This window comes from Dialister sp. UBA1703 (assembly GCA_002320515.1).
Taxonomy (GTDB): domain Bacteria; phylum Bacillota; class Negativicutes; order Veillonellales; family Dialisteraceae; genus Dialister.
In genome coordinates this window covers 1-19,362 of record DCJJ01000082.1, presented here as the reverse complement: position 1 = coordinate 19,362, position 19,362 = coordinate 1, and the positions used below count along the sequence as shown (strand labels likewise).

The following is a 19,362-nucleotide window of genomic DNA, read 5'->3' as shown; positions in this document are numbered from 1 at the left end:
AAAAAGCATTAAAAAAAACAGCCCTCGGGCTGTTTTTTTTAATGCTTTTTTATTGGATGGAAGCTCTCACTTTTTCCAAAGCATCCCGATCCGTCATGTTCCATGTGAGGGGTGTCAGTGTGGGATAGCCCCGGTGAATCCAGAAAACGTCGGTGTCCGGCGCTGCATCGGGCAGCATTTTTCCGGAAAGCCAGAATCCCAGGTGGCCCGAGGGATCCTTCATTTCACGGATGGCGTTTTCATAGCGCTGCACCCCCAGCTTTGCCACTTTCAGGTTTGCAAAGGAAAGTCCCTTTCCTTCCTTCGGCATGTTGAGGCTCAGGGTGCCTTTGTATTTTTCATCTACGAAATATTTCTTTACCACTTCCAAGGCAAAGGAGGATGCCTTTTCCAGGAACTCCTTATCCTTGATGGTTTCTGCGGAAATGGCCATGGAGGGAATGCCGAAGACCGCCCCTTCCAGCGCACCGGCTACGGTGCCGCTGTAAAGGCAGTCGGTGCCGCTATTGTAGCCGTTATTGATGCCTGATACCACCAGATCCGGCATATCGTTCCTGAGCCAGTGCTCCAGGGCCAGCTTGCAGCAGTCGGCGGTGGTGCCGTTGCAGGAAAGGACGGAAATATTGTCTCCGTAGCTTTCCTTGTGCCACATGCGGAGGTAGGTCTGAAGGGACAGAGAGGAGGAGCAGGAGCTTCTGCCCCGGTTCGGTGCAATGACAGTGACCCGGCCTAAAGCGGACAGTTTCTTTGCCATTTCAATCAGTCCGGGAGACTCGAATCCGTCATCATTGGTCATAAAAATGTGCATAGTTCACCTGATTTCTTAAAAATAAAATCTCATCCCTTTTATTTTACCATATAAATAGAAAAAGTTCTATATGGGCTTTGTAAAGGAAATACAAAAGGGCTGTGAAAGAATGTTCAATCATTTTTCACAGCCCTCTCTGACCGACACACTACAGACTTTCTTTCCTCTTCAGAAAATGGAAGAAGGAGTGGTTTTCAAAGAAAAGGAAAATCATAGGCATAACGAGAAGGGTGAAGATGGTAGAGGTGAGAAGGCCGCCGATAATAACCCAGGCCATGGAGCTTCTTGTTTCCGCCCCCGCCGTCACCGCCAGAGCCGTAGGCAGCATGCCTACAATCATGGTGAAGGTAGTCATGAGGATAGGGCGGAGCCTTGTCTTTCCTGCTTCTATGACCGCCTCTTTTGGATTCATGCCCTTTGTGTGCATGAGGGTTAAGGTATAGTCCAGAAGGAGGGTGCCGTTTTTCGCCACCACGCCGTCCATGACGATAATGCCGATCATGGAGTAAATGTTAAGGGAATCATTCATGAGGAAGAGGAAGAAAAGGGATCCGATGAGGCCAAAGGGCAGGGAAAACATGCGGATGAAGGATGTCTTAGCGGACTCATAGAGCACGGATAGAATCATGTAGACCAGCACCATGCCCATGAGGAGGGCTCCCAGAAGTTCCCGGAAGCTTTCATTCATGCTGTCCGCCTGTCCGGAGAAGCGGAAGCTGACGGACTGGGGCAGTCCTGCCTCATTCAGGTCGTCAGTGACCTGGCTGATGACCTGGCTTAAGGGACGGCTGCCGGGATTGCCGCCGATAATGATGGACCGCTGCTTGTCGGTGCGGTTGATGGTGATAGGCCCTTCTTCATCTTTGATCTCAGCCACATCAGATATGTGAACCATTCCTTTTTTCGTTTCCACCGGAATGGCTGCCAGGTCCGATTTCCTGTAGCACTCGCCGCCGTTGAAATAGACATTGATGTCCGTATCGTTTCCGTTATTCTTCACGTCGTTGGGAAGGACGCCTCCGCCGCTGCCGCTGATGGCGGAAGACAGGGTATCATAGAGGCTTCCTACGGTGACACCATAGTACTTGAGCTTATCCCTGTCCGGAATGATGGAGAGTTCCGGCAGTCCTTCCTGGTAGGTGGAGCTCACATCGGTGACGCCGTAGTCCCCGTTTTTCAGCATATTTTCAGCCTTTTCCGAAGCAGCAATGAGGTCTTTCATATTGTTGCCCCGAAGCTCCAGACGGAAGGCGCCGCCGCCCTGGCCCAGACCGCCACCGGAGGTACCGGACACGGAGGCCTGGTCTTCCTTGATTCGCACGTCGCCGTCATGAATGTTTTGGGAAATCCAGTTTCTCATTTCATCGGTGATTTCCCAGATAGAACGGCTCCGGTCCTCTCTTTTTTCCAGAGATACCCGGATACGGCCGGAGTTGACACCGGTGCCGCCGCCAACCATGGCCATGTAGTAGGAGGCCTCCGGCACCTGGGACAGATAATTTTCCAGCTGGGTAGTGACCTTATCGGTGCGCTCCACACTGGCGTCGGTGGGCAGCTTGATCTGCACATTAAAACCGCTCTCGTCGGTGCGGGGCATGTATTCCCTGCCTATAATGCCCAGGGGCACCATGGCCGTAAAGAGGACAAGGGACAAAGCGGTGCCTGCCAGAAGCTTCTTCTTGTGGAAAAAGCTCCAGTGCAGGGCTTCGCCGTAGAAATCCTGCACCCCCCTTTCCCATTTGTCCACCGCCCGCCAGAGCTTTGTATCCGGCACAGTGAGTCCTTTTTTGAAGAAGCGGGAGGCCAGCATGGGGGTCAGGGTGAAGGAAATGAAGAGGGAAAAGAGGGAGGCAAAGACGATAGTCAGGCCGAACTGCCGGAAGAACTGGCCGGTCATGCTGGACATGAAGGCGATAGGAAGGTATACCACCACATCGCAGAGGGTAATGGCAATGGCCGCCATGCCGATTTCCATACGGCCGTTCACCGCCGCTTCCTCCGGCCTTTCCCCCTTTGCCAGATGGCGGTGGATATTTTCCAAAACCACGATGGAGTCATCCACCAGGATGCCGATGCAGAGGGTCATGCCCATGAGGGACATCATGTTGAAGGTAAAGCCTGCCAGATACATGGCAAAGAAAGAGGCAATGAGGGAGGTGGGAATGGCAATCATAACCGCCGCCGCAGACCGCCAGCCCCTGAGGAAGAGGAAAAGCACCAGGCCTGTGGTGAAGAGGCCTTCCACCAGGGTGCCCAGGGTATTGTGAAGGGCAGTCCTTACATAGGCGGCGGAATCGTTGACCACGATGAACTGATAGTCCGGGTATTCCTTCTTCATCTGCTCCAGCACTTCCATCACTCCGTCGGAGGTGGACACCAGGTTGGCATTGCTGTTTTTATAAATGGAAATCCCGATGGCATCCTGTCCGTTAATCCGGGCATAGCGGGACACCTTCTTATCCTCCCGCACCACATCTCCCAGGGCGGTGAGGGGAATGGAATCACCGTTTCCTCTGGTGAGATGGATTTTCTTGATATCCTCCACCGAATGGTACTGGGCATTGAGACGGATCTGGGTCTGCCGCCGGTCCGTGTAGGAAGAGCCGGCAGGGGCCAGTTTGTTTTCCCTTTTCAGGGCGGTAATGATGTCATCCATGGAAACGCCGTAGTAGGCCAGTTTGTCCCGATCTACCTTCACGGCGATTTCCCTGTCCCTGCCGCCGGAAAGTTCCACATCCGACACGCCGTCGGCCTTGGTGAAATCATTGACAAGGCTGTTGTCCGCCAGGGAGTACATTTCATCCAGGGGATGGGAGGACACCAGCGCCAGATCCAGGATAGGCGCCGCGTCCATATCCCGCTTTTCCACCACCGGATCATCCGCATCGTCAGGAAGGCTCTTCCTGATGGCATTCACCTTCTGGGACGCATCCACCGCCGCCGCGTCCACATCGGCATCAAAATTCAATTCCAGTGTCACCTGGGACCGCCCGGTTCTTGATTTAGAGGTAATGTGCTTCACGTTGGACACGGAGGAAAGGGCATCCTCCACAGGCTTTGTAATCTGCTGTTCCACGGACTCCGCATCGGCGCCGCTGTAGGTGACGCTCACCACCACATAGGGCGTATTGATTTTAGGGTAAAGCTCCACACCCATGCGGTAATAGCTGTAAAGGCCCAGGGTGACAAAGAAGAGAACGATCATCACAATGCCGATGGGATGAGTAACGGCATAGCGGGTCATATTGAACCGGTTCATAGGCCCTCCTCCACGTCGGCAGTGCTTCCGTCCTTCAGCTTGGAAATATTGGTCACCGCCACCCTGTCTCCTTCGGAAATGCCCTTCAGGATTTCTATGGAATCATCGTTATAAAGGCCGGTTTTCACTTCCACCTTCTTTACCTTATGGCTGCTGTCTACAAGGAAAGCCCACTTTTTGCCGTTATTCTCAAGAACCGCTTCCTTGGGCACAAAGAAAGTGTTCTTCCTTTCCAGGGCCTCCACCTCGCTCCTTCCGAAAAGGCCGCCTCGAAGAGACGTTTCCTTCCTGTCAAGGAGAATCCGTACTTTGTAGGAATGGGTGGCTGCATCCAGGGCAGGGCTGATGTAAATGATTTTTCCATTTACCGTCTCCCCTAAGGAATCAATGGAAACGGAAAGATGCATGCCCTCCTGCAGGACGCCTACATCCTGCTCCGCCACGGCACAATCCAGGTAGAGGGCGCTGTTGTCTACAATGGTTAAAAGCTTCTGTCCTGCCGATGCCCATTCGCCTGCCTCCGCTTCCCGGTAACCGATAGTTCCGGATACCGGCGCATAGATGGACATATCCTCCTTCTGACTTTCCAGGGCATCCACCAGGTAAGCCGCCTTCTCCGCCGCCGCTTCCTTGCCCGCAATCACCGCCGGCACGCCGCCTATATCCTGGCCGGTGAGGCTTTGGAGGGCAGCTCTGGCTTCCATCATGGCCCGGTACTTATCATCCAGCTCCTGCTTTGACACAGCCCCCTGCTGAAAGAGGGTGTCGTAGCGTTGATAGGTGGTCAGGGCATTGTCATAATCGCTCTCCGCCTTCATGGTGCCTGCATCATAGGAAGACCGGCTTTCCACTGCATCCGCCGCTGCTGCCTCGCTGCCTGCCCGGTTCTGGGCAATGGAAAGGGTAATATCCTTCGTATCCTGGGAAACCAGGATATCCCCCTTCTCCACCCTGTCCCCCAGATCCACATACACCTTTTCCAGCCATCCCGCGTACTTGGGCGAAATATCCACAGAAGCTTTGGGCACCGTCTCACCGGACAGCACCACCCGTTTCATCATGTCCTTCCTTTCCATCCTTTCCACCTTCACCAGAGGCCGGGCAGATACCTTGCGAGCGCCTCCCGCACTTCTATGGGTATAGGCATAGATGGCGATGAGGAGAATCATAAGAACGGAAAGCCATAGAATCACTTTGGCCCTTTTAGTATGGAGCGCAAGATGCATAAAAACCTCCCCGAAAAGCAGTCCCCCGGGGCCTGCTTTTTCTATTTCATACAGCACTGTACATTGTCCCTATGATTACCATTATACCCGACCGGACGCCTCTATACATAGGGAGCCTTCAGAATTTATGAATCTTTACAAAAAAAAACAGTGAAGAAATGTCACTCATTTCTTCACTGTCCTTTTCTTTACTGATCGATTTCCTTCTTTCTGGTGAGCTTAGCCTGCTCGAAATGCATGCTTCTGGTGTGGATGGTATGAACCCAGCCTTTCTTATGGCGATCCTTCCAGCCCAGGATGGTGACGGGAATCCAGGAGTACATGAAAATCGGATAGATGAGCCAGTAGAAATAAATCTTCAGAGGCACTTCGATCTGCAGCAGCACGATGAGTGGCACTACGGACTGGATGAAGCCCAGCACCGCCCAGAACTGGCGGGGCACCAGCACATCGTTGTAGAGAATCACCGTGAAGCAGGGATAGAACATGTTGATGTAGGTCATTACCAGGTAGAAGGTGGAGAGCAGCAGGAAATAGTTCTGCAGGAGCTGCATAATGCCGTCCAGGATGACGATGCTGTGGCGCTTGATACCTTCCTTCAAAAGGATGGGGATATAGCGCTCGGAGCAGTCGAACTGGCCCTGGGCCCACCTTTTTCTCTGGCGGCAGGATGCCATGAAGCCCAGCGGCTTTTCATCGTAAATGATGGCATCATGAACCCAGCAGGTGCGGATGCCGTGGGAGAGGCATTTCATGGAGAATTCCATGTCCTCCGTAAGGCAGTCGCAGCCCCAGCCGTATTTCTTTACAATATCCGCTGCAATGCACATGCCTGTACCGCCGAGGCAGGAGGACAGGCCCAGATTGTACTTGCCCAAGTGCCACAGGTGGTTGATTGTCCAGAAGGCAATGGCAAAGGTGCCGGATACCCAGGTATCGGTAGGATTCTTGGCGGACAGATACCCCTGCAGTACTTTCTGGCCCTTCAGGAGGCGGTTGTTCATCACCGCCAGGAAGTCCAGGTGCACCAGGTTGTCGGAGTCGAAGACGCAGAAGGCGTCATAGCCTTTGTTCAGGTCAAAAATCTTCGGGAAAACCCAGTCCATGGCGTAGCCTTTGCCTACCAGTTCCTTGTTGAACCTTTCAAATACATAGGCCCCGTGCTGGCGGGCAATGTCGGCGGTATGGTCGGTGCAGTTGTCCGCAATGACATACACGTCGTACAGCTCTTTAGGGTATTTCAGCATTTTCAGGTTTTCCAGGAGGTCCGCCAGCACCATTTCTTCATTATGGGCGGGGATAACCACGGCGAACCGGCTCTTAGGCGGCGCCAGATTTTTTTCTTTTCGATGCCACATGCCGAATACAGCAATGACTGTGTAGTAAATGGTAAAGAAGGCCACAATCAGCTGCACAGGAAGCATGATTATATCGAGTATGTGAGTCATCATTCGTTCCCTTCGCCATCTCCTCCGGCAGTTCTTCTAGTTCTTCTGGCTTTCCGTTTAGCCTTTCTGCGATTCAGGAAGGTATTCATCATACCGAAGAGGATGTATCCGGCACAGAGGGCAGCTGCCCATACAGGCCAGTAGAAAATGGTTGAAATAATAAAGAAGGCCAGGCAGATGAGGAGTGCCGGCAGATGAAGCTGGTCGGCGCTGGCTCCCTTGTTATCGGGATAGTGGATTTCACTGACCATGAGGAAGGCCAGAAGGAGGACGCAGAGTACGGCCAGCCAGTTCCAAATTTTAATGCCCGACAGCACATAGGCTGCCACAATGACGCCGGTAGTCGGGCAGGGAAGACCTTCAAAGTAGCCGTGTACGCTGGTAACCTTGACGTTGAACCGGGCCAGGCGGAAGGCACAGAATGTGCCCAGAAGGGCGCAGGGAATGAATCCCAGGGGCCCCAGCTCATGAAGCTGGTAAGCATACATGAGGGCGCCGGCGGCAATGCCGAAGGAAATATCATCGGACAGGGAGTCCAGTTCCACCCCCATGGGGCCTGCGGTATGGAGGGCTCTTGCCACCCTGCCGTCAAGGGCATCCGCCACCATGGCGATAAGAATAAATACTGCCGCCGTTTTGAAATTTCCCTGTATGGACATCATAATCGACAGCCCGCCAAACAATGCATTCGTGGCGGTTACTGCATTTGCAATCCAAGATTTGTTCACTTATTTCAGCCTCCCTACGACCGTCAGACCACCTTTGACCTTATCCCCTTTTTTCACGCAGATTTCGCAGTCGCCGGGGATGTAGAGCTCCGTGCAGGAACCGAACTTGATCATGCCGTACAGTTCCCCCTTCACCAGCTTGTCCCCCAGGTTCTTCCAGGAAACCACCCGTCTTGCCAGAATGCCGGCAATGAGGATGACCAGGATGGACCGGTTCTTACCGGTGATACCGATGGCTCCCCTTTCATTTTCAAAGCCCACGCCCTCTTTGTAGGCGGGCAGGAACCGGCCCTGGGTATAGGACTGGTACTTGATTTCCCCGGCCATGGGGCTGCGGTTGCAGTGCACATCGAAAATGGAGAGGAAAATAGTAATCTTGTGGCATTTCTCGCCAAGAAAGGTATCTTCCTCCACATCATGGGACACATCCACCACCGTACCATCTGCCGGCGACACCAGGATATCGTCGCCGGGGACGATTTTGTCATTTCTGGGCGGGCAGCGGAAGAAATAGGTAAAATACAGGCACAGTACAAAGGGTATCACCGCCAGGTAGTACCATTTCATATAACAGAGCACCGCTCCGATAAGGAAGGTTACCGCTATGAAAGGGTAGCCCTCCTGCAGTATAACAGGTTTTTTCAGCATCACTTACTCCCGCGTTCTTTTTTCCATTTTTTGACAGCCCGCATAAACCGCGGAAGTGCCATCATGCGGCCGATACGGCTGGGCTGCAGGTACAGCCGGTAAGCCCATTCCAGCCGGTTTCGCTGCATCCAGAGAGGCGCCCTTTTCAGGTTGCCGCTCATGACGTCGAAAACGCCGCCGATACCCATGGAAAGGAGCCCCAGCTCCTCCCTGTGGGCATAGAGCCACTTTTCCTGCTTAGGCACGCCAAGGCCTGCAAAGAGGAGCTTCGCACCGCTCTTCTTAATATCTTCGATGATTTTCTTTTCTTCTTCTTCATTGAAATAGCCGTCGTGGCAGCCTACCAGGGAAAAGCTTCCATGCTCCTCCATGAACTTTTTAGCCGCCTTTGCTGCCACCCCCGGATTTCCGCCGAGGAAATAGACCGGCCAGTTCATGGCGGACGCCCTTTTCAGAAGCTCCACTGTAAGATCCGCTCCGGTTACCCGCTCGGGGAAGGGGGTGCCCAGCTGCTCGCCGGCCCAGAGAACGCCGGCGCCGTCAGGAACTACCAAATCCGCCCCGTTCAGTATGCGGGCCAGATCCCTGTCCTCCTGGGCTATCATAATCATTTCCGCATTGGCTGTGGCAATCATGGAAGGCTTTCCCTCCATGATTCTCTCTTCCGCAAAGGCCAGTGCTTCCTTCATGGTTACCGCATGGATGCGGATATCCATGACTACATGGGATGTCAATGTTCTATCCTTCATTTCGTACTGTAATTCGGTGCTTCCTTCGTAATGCTTACATCATGGGGATGGCTTTCACGGAGGCCGGCGCCGGTGATTTCGATAAACTGGGTTTCTTCATTCATGGTCTTAATATCCGGCGTGCCGCAGTAGCCCATGGACGCGCGGAGACCGCCGATAAGCTGGAAGAGCACATCGGACACATGGCCCTTGTAGGGGATCTGCCCTTCGATGCCTTCCGGCACCAGCTTTTTGGCATTCTGCTGGAAATACCGGTCCTTGCTTCCTGCCTGCATGGCTCCCAGGGAACCCATGCCGCGGTAAGCTTTGTATTTCTTGCCCTGGTAAATGATGGTTTCTCCCGGGCTTTCATCGGTGCCTGCCAGAAGATTGCCCAGCATGACGGAGGAAGCGCCGGCGCCCAGTGCCTTGGCAATGTCGCCGGAGTACTGGATACCGCCGTCGGCAATAATGGGCACGCCTGTGCCTTCTGCCGCTCTGGCACAGTCATAAACCGCCGTAATCTGGGGCACGCCGATGCCTGCCACCACGCGGGTAGTGCAGATGGAACCAGGGCCGATGCCTACCTTCACCGCATCTACGCCGGCTTCGATCAACGCTTTGGTGGCTTCATAGGTTGCCACATTGCCTGCAATCAGTTCCAGATGAGGGAAATCTCTGCGGAGGCGGCGGATAGTTTCAAGCACCCCTTCGCTGTGACCATGGGCCGTATCAATCACAAGCACATCTGCTTTGGCAGCAAGGAGTGCTTCCACCCGGTCTTCCACATCCGGTGTCACACCGATGGCTGCGGCTGCCAGAAGGCGTCCGTCCTCATCCTTTACGGCATGGGGGTATTTCTTCATCTTTTCAATATCCCTGATGGTGATGAGGCCCTTCAGGTATCCCTCTTTATCCACCAGCGGCAGTTTTTCAATGCGGTGGGCCTTCAGGATTTCCTTGGCTTCATCAATGGTGGTGTTTTCCGGAGCTGTCACCAGACCGTCATGGGTCATGATGTCACTGATAGGACGGGACAGGTCCGTCTCAAAGCGCATATCCCTGTTGGTAATGATGCCTACCAGCTTTCCCTCTTCTGTAATGGGCACGCCGGAAATATGGTACTTGTTCATGAGTTCATCCGCATCGGCCAGGGTATTGTCCGGAGCCAGGTAGATAGGGTCCACAATGACGCCATGCTCGGAACGCTTGACCAGCTTCACTTCCCGGGACTGTTCATCAATGCTCATATTCTTGTGAATGACGCCGATACCGCCTTCACGGGCCATGGCAATGGCCATTTCCGCTTCCGTCACCGTATCCATGCCGGCACTCATAATAGGAATATTGAGACGGATATGTCTTGTGAGGTTCGTGCTCACGTCCACGTCCCTTGGAAGAACGGTGGAATGGGCAGGAATCAGGAGCACATCGTCAAAAGTAAGCCCTCTCTTGCCAAACTTGTCTGCTCTCATCATAGCCTCCATTTTCTTGAAATCAGTGATTCCTCTTTCATTGTTCAGGTATATGATTTTGAATCCATTAATTTCATTATTATAGCATAAATAAAAGGTACAGGAAAACAGGGAAATGCAAATGGCCCTACTCTTCCTCGTAAAGCCGTTTGAAAAATGCGCCGCCGAAGCGGTGGGACAGCTCTTCTTTGAAATCGGCGCCGCCGTCCACCGCCCGCTTTGCTTCCTTTCTGGCCATTTCCAGAAGGGGCAGATCCCTTACGATGTCCGCCGCCTTCAGGTCCGGCATGCCATGCTGGTGATAGCCGAAGAATTCACCGGAGCCCCGCAGGAGGAGATCCTTCTCCGACAGGAGGAAGCCGTCCTGGATTTCGCACATAAGCTTCATCCGCGTTTCCGTCACTTCGTTATGGTTATCGGAGAAAAGGATGCAGTAGGACTGGGATTTTCCTCTGCCTACCCGGCCCCGCAGCTGGTGGAGCTGGGACAGGCCGAACCGGTCCGCTCCGTAGACGAACATGATGGTGGCATTGGGCACATTCACCCCGACTTCAATCACCGATGTGGCCACCAGCAGATTGATTTTCCCGCCGTGGAAATCCTCCATCACCCTTTCCTTGTCGCTGTTTTTCATGCGGCCGTGCACCAGCCCCACCTGGAACATGGGAAATACCTTATCCTTCAGCTCCTCGTACACCGCCACTGCGGAAGCCAGATCCTGCTTCTCGCTTTTTTCCACCAGGGGACAGACCACATACACCTGATGGCCTGCCGTCATTTCACGGCCCATGAAATTGAATACCCTTCGGAGCATACTGCTGCCGATGGCATAGGTCTTCACCGGATGACGGCCCGGCGGCATGCCCCGGATGGAGGATACGTCCAAATCCCCGTAAATGGAAAGGGCCATGGTACGGGGAATGGGGGTAGCCGTCATGACCAGGGTATGGGGACAGCCCCCCTTGGTTTCCAGAGCCTTCCTCTGCCTCACACCGAAGCGGTGCTGCTCATCGGTAATCACAAGGCCCAGATGGGCAAAAACCACATCCTTCTCAATGAGGGCATGGGTACCGATGAGCACATTGATGGAGCCATCCAGCAGACCCTGGAGGATTTCATTTCTATCCTTCGTCTTCGTCTGGCCGGAAAGATAGGCCACATGGATAGGAAGGCCCCTGTAGAACTCCTGGAAGGTATGGTAATGCTGCCCTGCCAGTACCTCCGTAGGCGCCATCAAGGCGCCCTGGTAGCCGTTTTCCACGATTTTCGCCAGAGCCAGGGCCGCCACCGCCGTCTTGCCGCTGCCCACGTCCCCCTGGATGAGGCGCTGCATGGGGATAAGCCCTTCCATATCATCCTCTATATCTGAAAAGGCCTGCCGCTGCCCTTCGGTAAGGCGGAAGGGGAAATGCTCCCGCACCGCCTGCACCAGCTTTCCCGACGGCGCGCACTTGATACTCAGCACCTGCTTTTCCCTTTTCTTCCGCAGAAGGAGGATGCCTGCCTGCATGAAGAAAAGCTCCTCGAAGGCCGTGCGCCGGCGGGCCTCCTTCTGCTCCTCCCAGTTTTTGGGATTGTGCATGGCCCGGGCCGCCTCCAGCCGCCCCATGAGATGCTGCCGCTTCAGCGTCTCCACCGGCAGATTTTCCTCCATATCCTCCACATGGTCCAGGGCAAAGGAAATCATGTTCCTCATCTGGCTGATGCGGATGCCCTCGGTGAGAGGATACACCGGCACCAGCTTCTGGAAGGAGGGAAGCTCATCGGGTGAAATGAATTCCGTTTCCGCGCCGGATATCTGGAGCTTTCCGTAATTGTACTCGATTCTGCCATAGGCCAGCACGTAGGTGCCCTTCCGGAAGGCATCCCCCTTCCAGGGCTGGTTGAAATACACCAGTGTCACGGCGCCGGTGCCGTCGATGAGGAGCACGTTCACTATGGTCAGTCCCCGTCGGGGCGTGATTTTTCTCATGTTCGCCACCTGTCCGTAAATGACAGCCTCGTCGTCGGGGCGAAGCTCTTCCATCTTCGTAATCTTCGTCCAGTCCTGGTAGCGCCTGGGATAGAAGGAAACCAGGTCCTCCACCGTGGCAATGCCAAGCCTTGAGAGCTTTCCCTTCATGCTGGGCCCTACGCCCTTGATATACTGCACGGAATCTGATAAATGCATAACAAGCCCTTCCCAAAAACAGCCCGGTCTGATACCATATACAGGTACCCCTTCCTGCAGGACAAAAGCCCTTTCCCGCTGCCGGGCAGAAACAGTTCTGCTTCTTTTATTATATTCCTGAAAATTGATTACGTAAAAGACTTGCTTAAAAAAAGTAATTGTGATATATTATGAATGTTGCAATTACGGAAGTGCAAGGAGGTGTAGCACATGGCTAACTACTGTGAAGTTTGCGGCAAGAAAACCGCTACGGGATTCAATGTATCCCATTCCCATCTGAAAACAAAGAGAACCTGGAAGCCGAATATCCAGAGAGTTCGCGTACTGGTAGACGGACAGGTCAAGAGAATGAATGTCTGCACTCGTTGCCTTCGTTCTCATAAAGTAAACAGAGACATCTGATTTATTGGCATTTTCGGCCGGCGAAAGCCGGCTTTTTTGCTGTCTGCTTATAAAGAAAAATGAAAAGGAGCGGTGAAATCATAGATTCTGTGATTTCACCGCCCCTTTCTTTGATTCATCTTCCCTTCACCCAGGGATGGTTGGACCGCCGGTGGCGAATCCGCCTTCTTCCCCAGGGAGAAATGACTCTTCTCGTGACAGGGCCCACCTCTTCCTTATGAAGATCAGACAGGTCACCTTTTAGTTCCTCATTCGCTTTTAGCTTTTTCGTCAGGGGAAGCAGCAGCTTCTTCAGCTTTTCCAGTACCTTCAACGCTTTTGTCATCCTTCCCGGCAGCTTCGGCTTCCTGCTGTTTCTGCCTTGCCCTTTCCTCGATTTTCGCCCGGTATTCCCCGGCAGCAGTCACCACCGTGTCCCTGGCCTGGCTGGCAGCCTGGGCAGCGGCCTCCTTGTAATAATTGGCGGACTTCACTACCTTATCGGAAATTTCCTGGGCTCTGGCCTGGGCTGTTTCCGCCTGCTCCTCTGCCTGGATTTTCAGCTTGTTTGCCTGGATTTTTGCTTCCTGCATCTGTACACGAGCCTGGGCCTTCAGCTTGTCCGACTTCAGCTTCATCTGCTGGGACTGGATTTCAGACTGGCGCTTCATTTCTTCTGTCTTCTTCTGAAGCTCCTCCATCTGCTCTTTGGCCTGGGCCTTCATTTCATCCGCCCGGCGGGCAGCATCCTTCCTGAACTCCCTGGACTTGATACGGGCAATGGCCTGCAGATCCCGGGCCGTCTTTTCCGCCGTTTCCTGGGCCACTTCAGAAGCCCCAAGGGCGGTGTACTTTGCCTTCTCGATCTGCTCGTCGGTGACGCCTGCCTTCTTCAGCGCATCCACCAGCTTATTTCCCAGAATGCCGGCAGATTCAGTAAGCTGGCGGGCCAGCTTGTCCACAGCTTCATGGGCCTTTTCCGGATATACCTCATCCCAGCTCTTCTTCAGGTCTGCTGTGAAATCCTTCTTCTCGTCGCCCAGAGGCTCATCCTTCTTCGGATTCTCCTCCAGCTCCTTCACATCCTTTTCCCCTTCCGCCTTTTCTTCCTCAAACACAGCGCGGTAAGGCTTCGTATCGTCGGGCATGCCGTCCTTGATCCAGCGCTGCGCCGCCTTGCCGATGCCATAGGTGACAGACACGCCGATGGGAATCTGCATGAGGGAAATAGGAATCAGCGTAGCCAGGGTGGAACCTACCACCGTAGCTCCCAGGGAACCGATAAAGGACAACACTGCCTTCTGGTTCAGCTCCACGCCGTACACAGAGCCGATTTTGGAAATCATATATACTTCATTAGCCACCAGGGCTGCGGTGCCCAGAAGAGGAGCCGCCACAATCACACCGGCACGGCCGGAAGCCCAGCGGATGAGGCTTTCCGCCTCCTTATCCCTGTCATCGATGATATTCACTTCCATATCCGGTTCCGGAGAATCCACATGCACCTCTTCCGCTTCCTCTGCAACAGGCGCAGGTACCCTGGCCTCTTCCTTTTCTGCCGGAAGACCGGCTTCTGCCTTTTCCGCCGGAAGGCCGGCCTTCTCCTTCTCCAGAGGCAGACCGGCTGCCTCCTTTTCCATGGGCGGCTTTGCCGTTTCCTTTACTTCAGGAGCTGCTTCGGGACGAACAACCGGTGTCTTTTCCATATCTCTTTCTTCGCTCATAGAAACCTCCCTGCCCGGACAACCGGGCCGTAAACCATGAATCTGCCAATGTAAAGAATGGCTGATGTATCGTGATTTCAAACCATTACTTACCTCTATTATACCTAAAATCATCAAAAGCACCAATAAAAATTCTTATTTCGCATACACCTGCCATGGAGCACATTCTTTAAAGCGACCTGCTCTTTCATTGATCATACGCCCCTCAAACCGGAACTAAGAGAATAAGACATATACCAGCCAAGGATTTGCAGGATAAGGGAATGTCTGCCATGGAAGGAAACGGATGACTTGATTGCCACCTGTCTCATCGTCATTTCGAGCGGAGGACTGCACAGGAATGACGCAGCGGTTCTTGGAGCTAGTGAAGAGGAGTCGAGAAATCTCCCTCCTTTCAATCATACGAGCTGCAGAGCGGCAGGAGATCTCTCGACTCAGAGTATCATTGAGGCATGGCCGCTTATCTCCCACATAATGGCATGTACCTCCGCTCGAGATGACGCAGTGGCAGGCTGCTTACTGTCATCGTCAAAGGATTCTCTTGACTTGATTGCCACCTGTCCCATCGTCATTTCGGGGGGGGAGGACTGCGCCGGAATGACGCGGCGGCAGGCCGCTTACTGTCCTTTGAGAACACAAAAAAGCAGGCGCAGGGCCTGCTTTTTGTAAGTAATTATTATTTACCCTGGAAATATTTGACGCCTGCTTCAAAGAGGGGCTGGTATTTATTTCCGCAGATGTTCTTGGCGATGTTATCGCCCCGTCTTTCGGTATGGCCCATCTTGCCCAGCACTCTGCCGTCGGGGCTGGTGATGCCTTCCACGGCCCAGGAGGAGCCGTTGGGGTTGAAGCGGCTGTCGTAGGTGGGATTGCCGTCAAAGTCGGTGTACTGGGTAGCAATCTGGCCGTTGGCTGCCAGGGCTTTGATCTGCTCGTCGGAGGCGATGAAGCGGCCTTCGCCGTGGCTGATGGCAATGCTGTAGAGGTCTCCGGGCTTGCAGAGGGAAAGCCAGGGGGACTTGGTGGATACCACTTTGGTGGTGACGAACCGGGAGAGGTGGCGTCCGATGGTGTTGAAGGTAAGGGTAGGCGCATGGCTGGTGAGGGGTTTGAATTCACCGTAGGGAACAAGGCCCAGTTTGATGAGGGCCTGGAAGCCGTTGCAGATGCCCAGGGCCAGACCGTCTCTTTCGTGGAGAAGCTTGTCCATGGCTTCCTTCAGCATATCGTTGCGGAAAACTGCCGCAATGAATTTGCCGCTGCCGTCCGGTTCGTCGCCGGCGGAGAAACCGCCGGGGAACATGACGATCTGGGCATGGCGGATGCGTTCTGCCATTTCTTCCACCGATGCCTTCAGTTCTGCAGAGTCCCGGTTTCTAAAGATGAAAATATCGGAAACGGCGCCGGCCCGTTCAAAGGCTCTGGCACTGTCCACTTCGCAGTTGTTGCCGGGCATGGTAGGAATGAATACCCGGGGTCTGGGAAGGTTGGTATGGACGTAGAACTGGGGAATAGCCTTTGTTTCCGGCAGCACCGGAGAAGGCTTATCAATGCTTTCCGCCCGCCGCGGGAAGATGGGATCCAGCGGTTTTTCATAGGCCGACAGAAGATCCGAGAGAGCGATGGATTCGCCGTAGAGCTCCATGGTATCTCCGCCGATAGTGCCCAGGATCTTTGTATGCGGTTCTTTGGCAAAGCGCTGTGCTTCTTCCGCCGTAGTTTCCACAATAATGGCGCCGTAGAAGTTGCCGAAGAATTTGGGGAGGGGCAGGTTTTCCGTGAAATGGATGCCCAAACCGTTGCCAAAGGCCATCTTGGCAGCCGTCACTGCCACGCCGCCATTGTCTACAGCCTTCATGGCAGCCACGTGGCCTGCCTTCACTTCCTGATAGAGGAAATCGGCGTGTTTCTTGAATACGTCCAGATCCGGCATGCCTTCCTTATCCTTGGGCATACCGAAGAGAACCAGCACGTCCCCTTCTTTTTTCAGTTCCTGGCTTACCGCTTCCGAAGCCTTGCCGGGAGCGATGGCAAAGGAAACGAGGGTGGGCGGAACATGGATGTCGTTGAAAGTGCCGCTCATGGAGTCCTTGCCGCCGATGGCACCCAGACCCAGGGTTTCCTGCATATGGAAGGCACCCAGGAGGGCTGCTGCCGGCTTGCCCCAGCTTGTTTTATCTGTCAGTTTTTCGAAATATTCCTGCAGTGTGAGGTAAGCCTTTCTCCAGTCAGCCCCCATGGCCACCAGACGGGTGACGGAAAGAAGGACCGCATATACAGCCCCGTGGAAAGGACTCCAGGTGGCCAGATCCGAGTCAAACCCATGGGCCATGAAGCTAGCGCTGTCGGTTTCTCCCTTTCTCACCGGGAACTTGGCTGCCATGCCGTCGGCCGGTGTCTTCTGGTACTTGCCGCCGAAGGGCATGAGCACGGTGCCGGCGCCTACGGTGGAGTCGAACCGTTCAGAGAGTCCCTGCTGGGAGCAGTTATTGAGATCCCCCATGGCGGAAATCCAGGCGTCCTTCACGGAAGGAATCGCCGCCGGATGGAAATACCCCTTGTCGTCCGGTTTTGCAATATGGGCGGCCTTCACCTGCTGGGCGCCATTGGTGTCCAGGAAGGCTCTGGAAATATTGACGATAGGCTCGCCTCTCCATTTCATCACCAGCCGTTTCGTATCGGTTACATCGGCAATGACAGTGGCTTCCAGATTTTCTTCAGCCGCATAGCGGATGAACCGGTCGGCGTCTTCCTTCTTCACCACCACCGCCATTCGTTCCTGGGATTCGGAAATAGCCAGCTCTGTGCCGTCAAGGCCTTCATATTTCTTCGGCACTTTGTCCAGATTAATGTCAAGGCCGTCGGTAAGTTCCCCTACTGCCACGGATACGCCGCCGGCGCCGAAATCATTGCACCGCTTGATGAGACGGGTGACTTCACCGCGGCGGAAGAGACACTGGATCTTTCTTTCTGTCAAAGGATTGCCCTTCTGTACCTCTGCTCCGCAGGTTTCGATGGACTCCGTATTCAGTTCCTTGGAAGAGCCGGTGGCGCCGCCCATGCCGTCACGGCCGGTGCGTCCGCCTACCAGAATCACCACATCCCCCGGCTGCGGGGTCAGACGGATGACATGATCCTCCGGCGCAGCGGCCACCACCGCACCGATTTCCATACGCTTGGCAATGAATCCTGGATGGTAGTATTCCTTCACTTCCCCCGTAGCCAGACCGATCTGGTTGCCGTAAGAGCTGTAGCCCTTGGCTGCTTCAATGGTAATCTTCCGCTGAGGGAGTTTCCCGGGGAGTGTTTCCGAAAGAGGCGTGCGGGGGTCGCCGGCGCCGGTGACACGCATGGCCTGGTACACATAGGAACGACCGGACAGGGGGTCACGGATGCAGCCGCCAAGACAGGTGGCAGCACCGCCGAAAGGTTCGATTTCCGTAGGATGGTTATGGGTTTCATTTTTGAAAAGAAGGAGCCAGTCCTCGCTGCCGTTTACCGTGTCGATTTTTACCTTGATGGTGCAGGCATTCACTTCCTCCGAAGCATCCAGGTTGGCAAGTTTTCCTTCCTTACGAAGGGCCTTCACCGCTGCCGTAGCCATGTCCATGAGGGTGACAGGCCGCTTCGTGTCCTTCCCGTAAATATGAATCCTTGTTTCCTCATATTCCTTAAGAGCTCTGGAAATAGGAGTGCTGAAAGCCCCTTCCTCCACGTCAATATCCGTAAGCTTTGTGGAGAAGGTGGTGTGACGGCAGTGATCGGACCAGTAGGTATCCAGCACACGGATTTCCGTCACCGTAGGATCCCGCTTTTCCTCATCCCGGAAATAGGTCTGAATCATGGCAAGGTCTTCGTGGCTCATGGCAAGGCCCATGGAAGAAATGAGGTCGTCAAGCCCCTTGTCATCCAGCTTTCCAAGCCCTTCCACCACCGGCACCGGCTTCGGATCCTCAATGGGAAGATCCAGCGTTTCCGCAGGAGCCAGGGATGCCTCCCGGGATTCCACCGGGTTCACCAGGAACTTCAGGATTTTCTCCCGGTCCCCGTCCTCAAAATGGCCATGGAACGCATACACCAGGGCACAGCGCACCCGGGCGCCGTCCTTCCCTGTCACAATAGCCAGGCACTGCTCTGCAGAGTCCGCACGCTGGTCATACTGCCCCGGCAGGAATTCCACTGCCAGCACCAGATCGCCAAGAGGCAGCTCCGTCTGTGTATCATCCACCGGCGGTTCCGAGAAAACAGTGGCCACTGCCTTTTCGTAATCCTCATCGGTGAGTCCGTCCACATCATAGCGGTGATAAATGGCGGAGTCGGAAATCCGATCCCCCAGCACCTCCCGCAGCTGCCGGGTCAGGCTTTCCTCCCCCTGGCGGAAGCCTTCCTTCTTCCTTACATACAAACGTCTGATATCAGACAAGTTCAACACTCCTTCCCCTGATTCCCGAAGGCGCAGGATGCGCCCTGTGAAATGAATGCATACGTTAGAGCCTGTAAATACATCATTATATTACCACACTCCGCAGTCCGCCGCACCATAAAACAGAGAAAGTAAGGTAAGAGGGGCACCGCTTCGCGGCGGGTTGTGCAGAAGGGTTGTGTTCGCTTTCGCTCAAAGGGGCGATGGAAAAAGCTCAGGTTCAGAGGGTTCAGAGGGTTCAGAGGGTTCAAAGGGTGATGGTGGCGGCTGCGCCGCAGTATAAAAAGGGGCGGGCATTAAGAAATATTTACGCAGCGATTCTTAGTGTAAAATTTTACTCGGTA

At 54.2% G+C, this 19,362-nt stretch carries 12 protein-coding genes; 1 reads left to right on the top strand and 11 read right to left on the bottom strand.

Annotated elements, in window-relative coordinates; all coding sequences use genetic code 11:
* Positions 1-49: 49 nt before the first annotated feature.
* The 9 genes from surE to recG form a co-directional block, all read right to left on the bottom strand.
* The gene (gene surE / locus B2Y11_RS03915; protein ID WP_291056459.1) at positions 50-808 is read right to left on the bottom strand and encodes a 5'/3'-nucleotidase SurE; all 759 of its coding nucleotides are present in this window, start codon (positions 806-808) and stop codon (positions 50-52) included.
* Between the two features lie 148 nt (positions 809-956).
* The gene (locus B2Y11_RS03910) at positions 957-4,067 is read right to left on the bottom strand and encodes an efflux RND transporter permease subunit (protein ID WP_291056456.1); all 3,111 of its coding nucleotides are present in this window, start codon (positions 4,065-4,067) and stop codon (positions 957-959) included.
* Positions 4,064-5,293, bottom strand: a complete 1,230-nt coding sequence (locus B2Y11_RS03905; protein ID WP_291056453.1) for an efflux RND transporter periplasmic adaptor subunit — start codon at positions 5,291-5,293, stop codon at positions 4,064-4,066. The genes B2Y11_RS03910 and B2Y11_RS03905 overlap by 4 nt, the downstream gene beginning before the upstream one ends.
* A 188-nt stretch (positions 5,294-5,481) precedes the next feature.
* A complete protein-coding gene (locus tag B2Y11_RS03900) occupies positions 5,482-6,741 on the bottom strand; it encodes a glycosyltransferase family 2 protein (protein WP_291056462.1) in 1,260 nt (419 codons plus the stop codon).
* Entirely contained in the window at positions 6,741-7,469 is a 729-nt protein-coding gene (gene pssA, locus B2Y11_RS03895; RefSeq protein WP_291056451.1) for a CDP-diacylglycerol--serine O-phosphatidyltransferase, read from the bottom strand. The genes B2Y11_RS03900 and pssA overlap by 1 nt, the downstream gene beginning before the upstream one ends.
* Entirely contained in the window at positions 7,470-8,117 is a 648-nt protein-coding gene (locus B2Y11_RS03890) for a phosphatidylserine decarboxylase (protein WP_291056449.1), read from the bottom strand.
* Entirely contained in the window at positions 8,117-8,866 is a 750-nt protein-coding gene (locus B2Y11_RS03885; RefSeq protein WP_291056446.1) for a WecB/TagA/CpsF family glycosyltransferase, read from the bottom strand. Before B2Y11_RS03885 ends, B2Y11_RS03890 begins: the two co-directional genes overlap by 1 nt.
* Positions 8,863-10,320, bottom strand: coding sequence for an IMP dehydrogenase (guaB, locus tag B2Y11_RS03880; RefSeq protein ID WP_291056443.1), 1,458 nt, complete (start codon positions 10,318-10,320; stop codon positions 8,863-8,865). Before guaB ends, B2Y11_RS03885 begins: the two co-directional genes overlap by 4 nt.
* A 127-nt stretch (positions 10,321-10,447) precedes the next feature.
* Entirely contained in the window at positions 10,448-12,490 is a 2,043-nt protein-coding gene (gene recG / locus B2Y11_RS03875; protein ID WP_291056440.1) for an ATP-dependent DNA helicase RecG, read from the bottom strand.
* A 210-nt stretch (positions 12,491-12,700) separates the two neighbouring features.
* Between recG and rpmB the strand changes: the two genes are divergently transcribed.
* Positions 12,701-12,892, top strand: coding sequence for a 50S ribosomal protein L28 (rpmB, locus tag B2Y11_RS03870; RefSeq protein ID WP_008858613.1), 192 nt, complete (start codon positions 12,701-12,703; stop codon positions 12,890-12,892).
* A 248-nt stretch (positions 12,893-13,140) separates the two neighbouring features.
* Here rpmB and B2Y11_RS03865 read toward each other — a convergent pair whose 3' ends face one another.
* Together B2Y11_RS03865 and B2Y11_RS03860 are read right to left on the bottom strand one after the other, a co-directional pair.
* Positions 13,141-14,595, bottom strand: a complete 1,455-nt coding sequence (locus tag B2Y11_RS03865; RefSeq protein WP_291056434.1) for a hypothetical protein — start codon at positions 14,593-14,595, stop codon at positions 13,141-13,143.
* 676 nt (positions 14,596-15,271) lie between these two features.
* Positions 15,272-19,018: a phosphoribosylformylglycinamidine synthase gene (locus B2Y11_RS03860; protein WP_291056432.1), complete on the bottom strand. Its 3,747-nt coding sequence runs from the start codon at positions 19,016-19,018 to the stop codon at positions 15,272-15,274.
* Positions 19,019-19,362: the final 344 nt, after the last annotated feature.

Excerpts from the sequence above, each read along its gene's own strand:
- surE (WP_291056459.1), bottom strand. The coding sequence starts at position 808 with ATGCACATTTTTATGACCAATGATGACGGATTCGAGTCTCCCGGACTG.
- B2Y11_RS03910 (WP_291056456.1), bottom strand. The coding sequence starts at position 4,067 with ATGAACCGGTTCAATATGACCCGCTATGCCGTTACTCATCCCATCGGC.
- B2Y11_RS03905 (WP_291056453.1), bottom strand. The coding sequence starts at position 5,293 with ATGCATCTTGCGCTCCATACTAAAAGGGCCAAAGTGATTCTATGGCTT.
- B2Y11_RS03900 (WP_291056462.1), bottom strand. The coding sequence starts at position 6,741 with ATGACTCACATACTCGATATAATCATGCTTCCTGTGCAGCTGATTGTG.
- B2Y11_RS03890 (WP_291056449.1), bottom strand. The coding sequence starts at position 8,117 with ATGCTGAAAAAACCTGTTATACTGCAGGAGGGCTACCCTTTCATAGCG.
- B2Y11_RS03885 (WP_291056446.1), bottom strand. The coding sequence starts at position 8,866 with ATGAAGGATAGAACATTGACATCCCATGTAGTCATGGATATCCGCATC.
- guaB (WP_291056443.1), bottom strand. The coding sequence starts at position 10,320 with ATGAGAGCAGACAAGTTTGGCAAGAGAGGGCTTACTTTTGACGATGTG.
- recG (WP_291056440.1), bottom strand. The coding sequence starts at position 12,490 with ATGCATTTATCAGATTCCGTGCAGTATATCAAGGGCGTAGGGCCCAGC.
- rpmB (WP_008858613.1), top strand. The coding sequence starts at position 12,701 with ATGGCTAACTACTGTGAAGTTTGCGGCAAGAAAACCGCTACGGGATTC.
- B2Y11_RS03865 (WP_291056434.1), bottom strand. The coding sequence starts at position 14,595 with ATGAGCGAAGAAAGAGATATGGAAAAGACACCGGTTGTTCGTCCCGAA.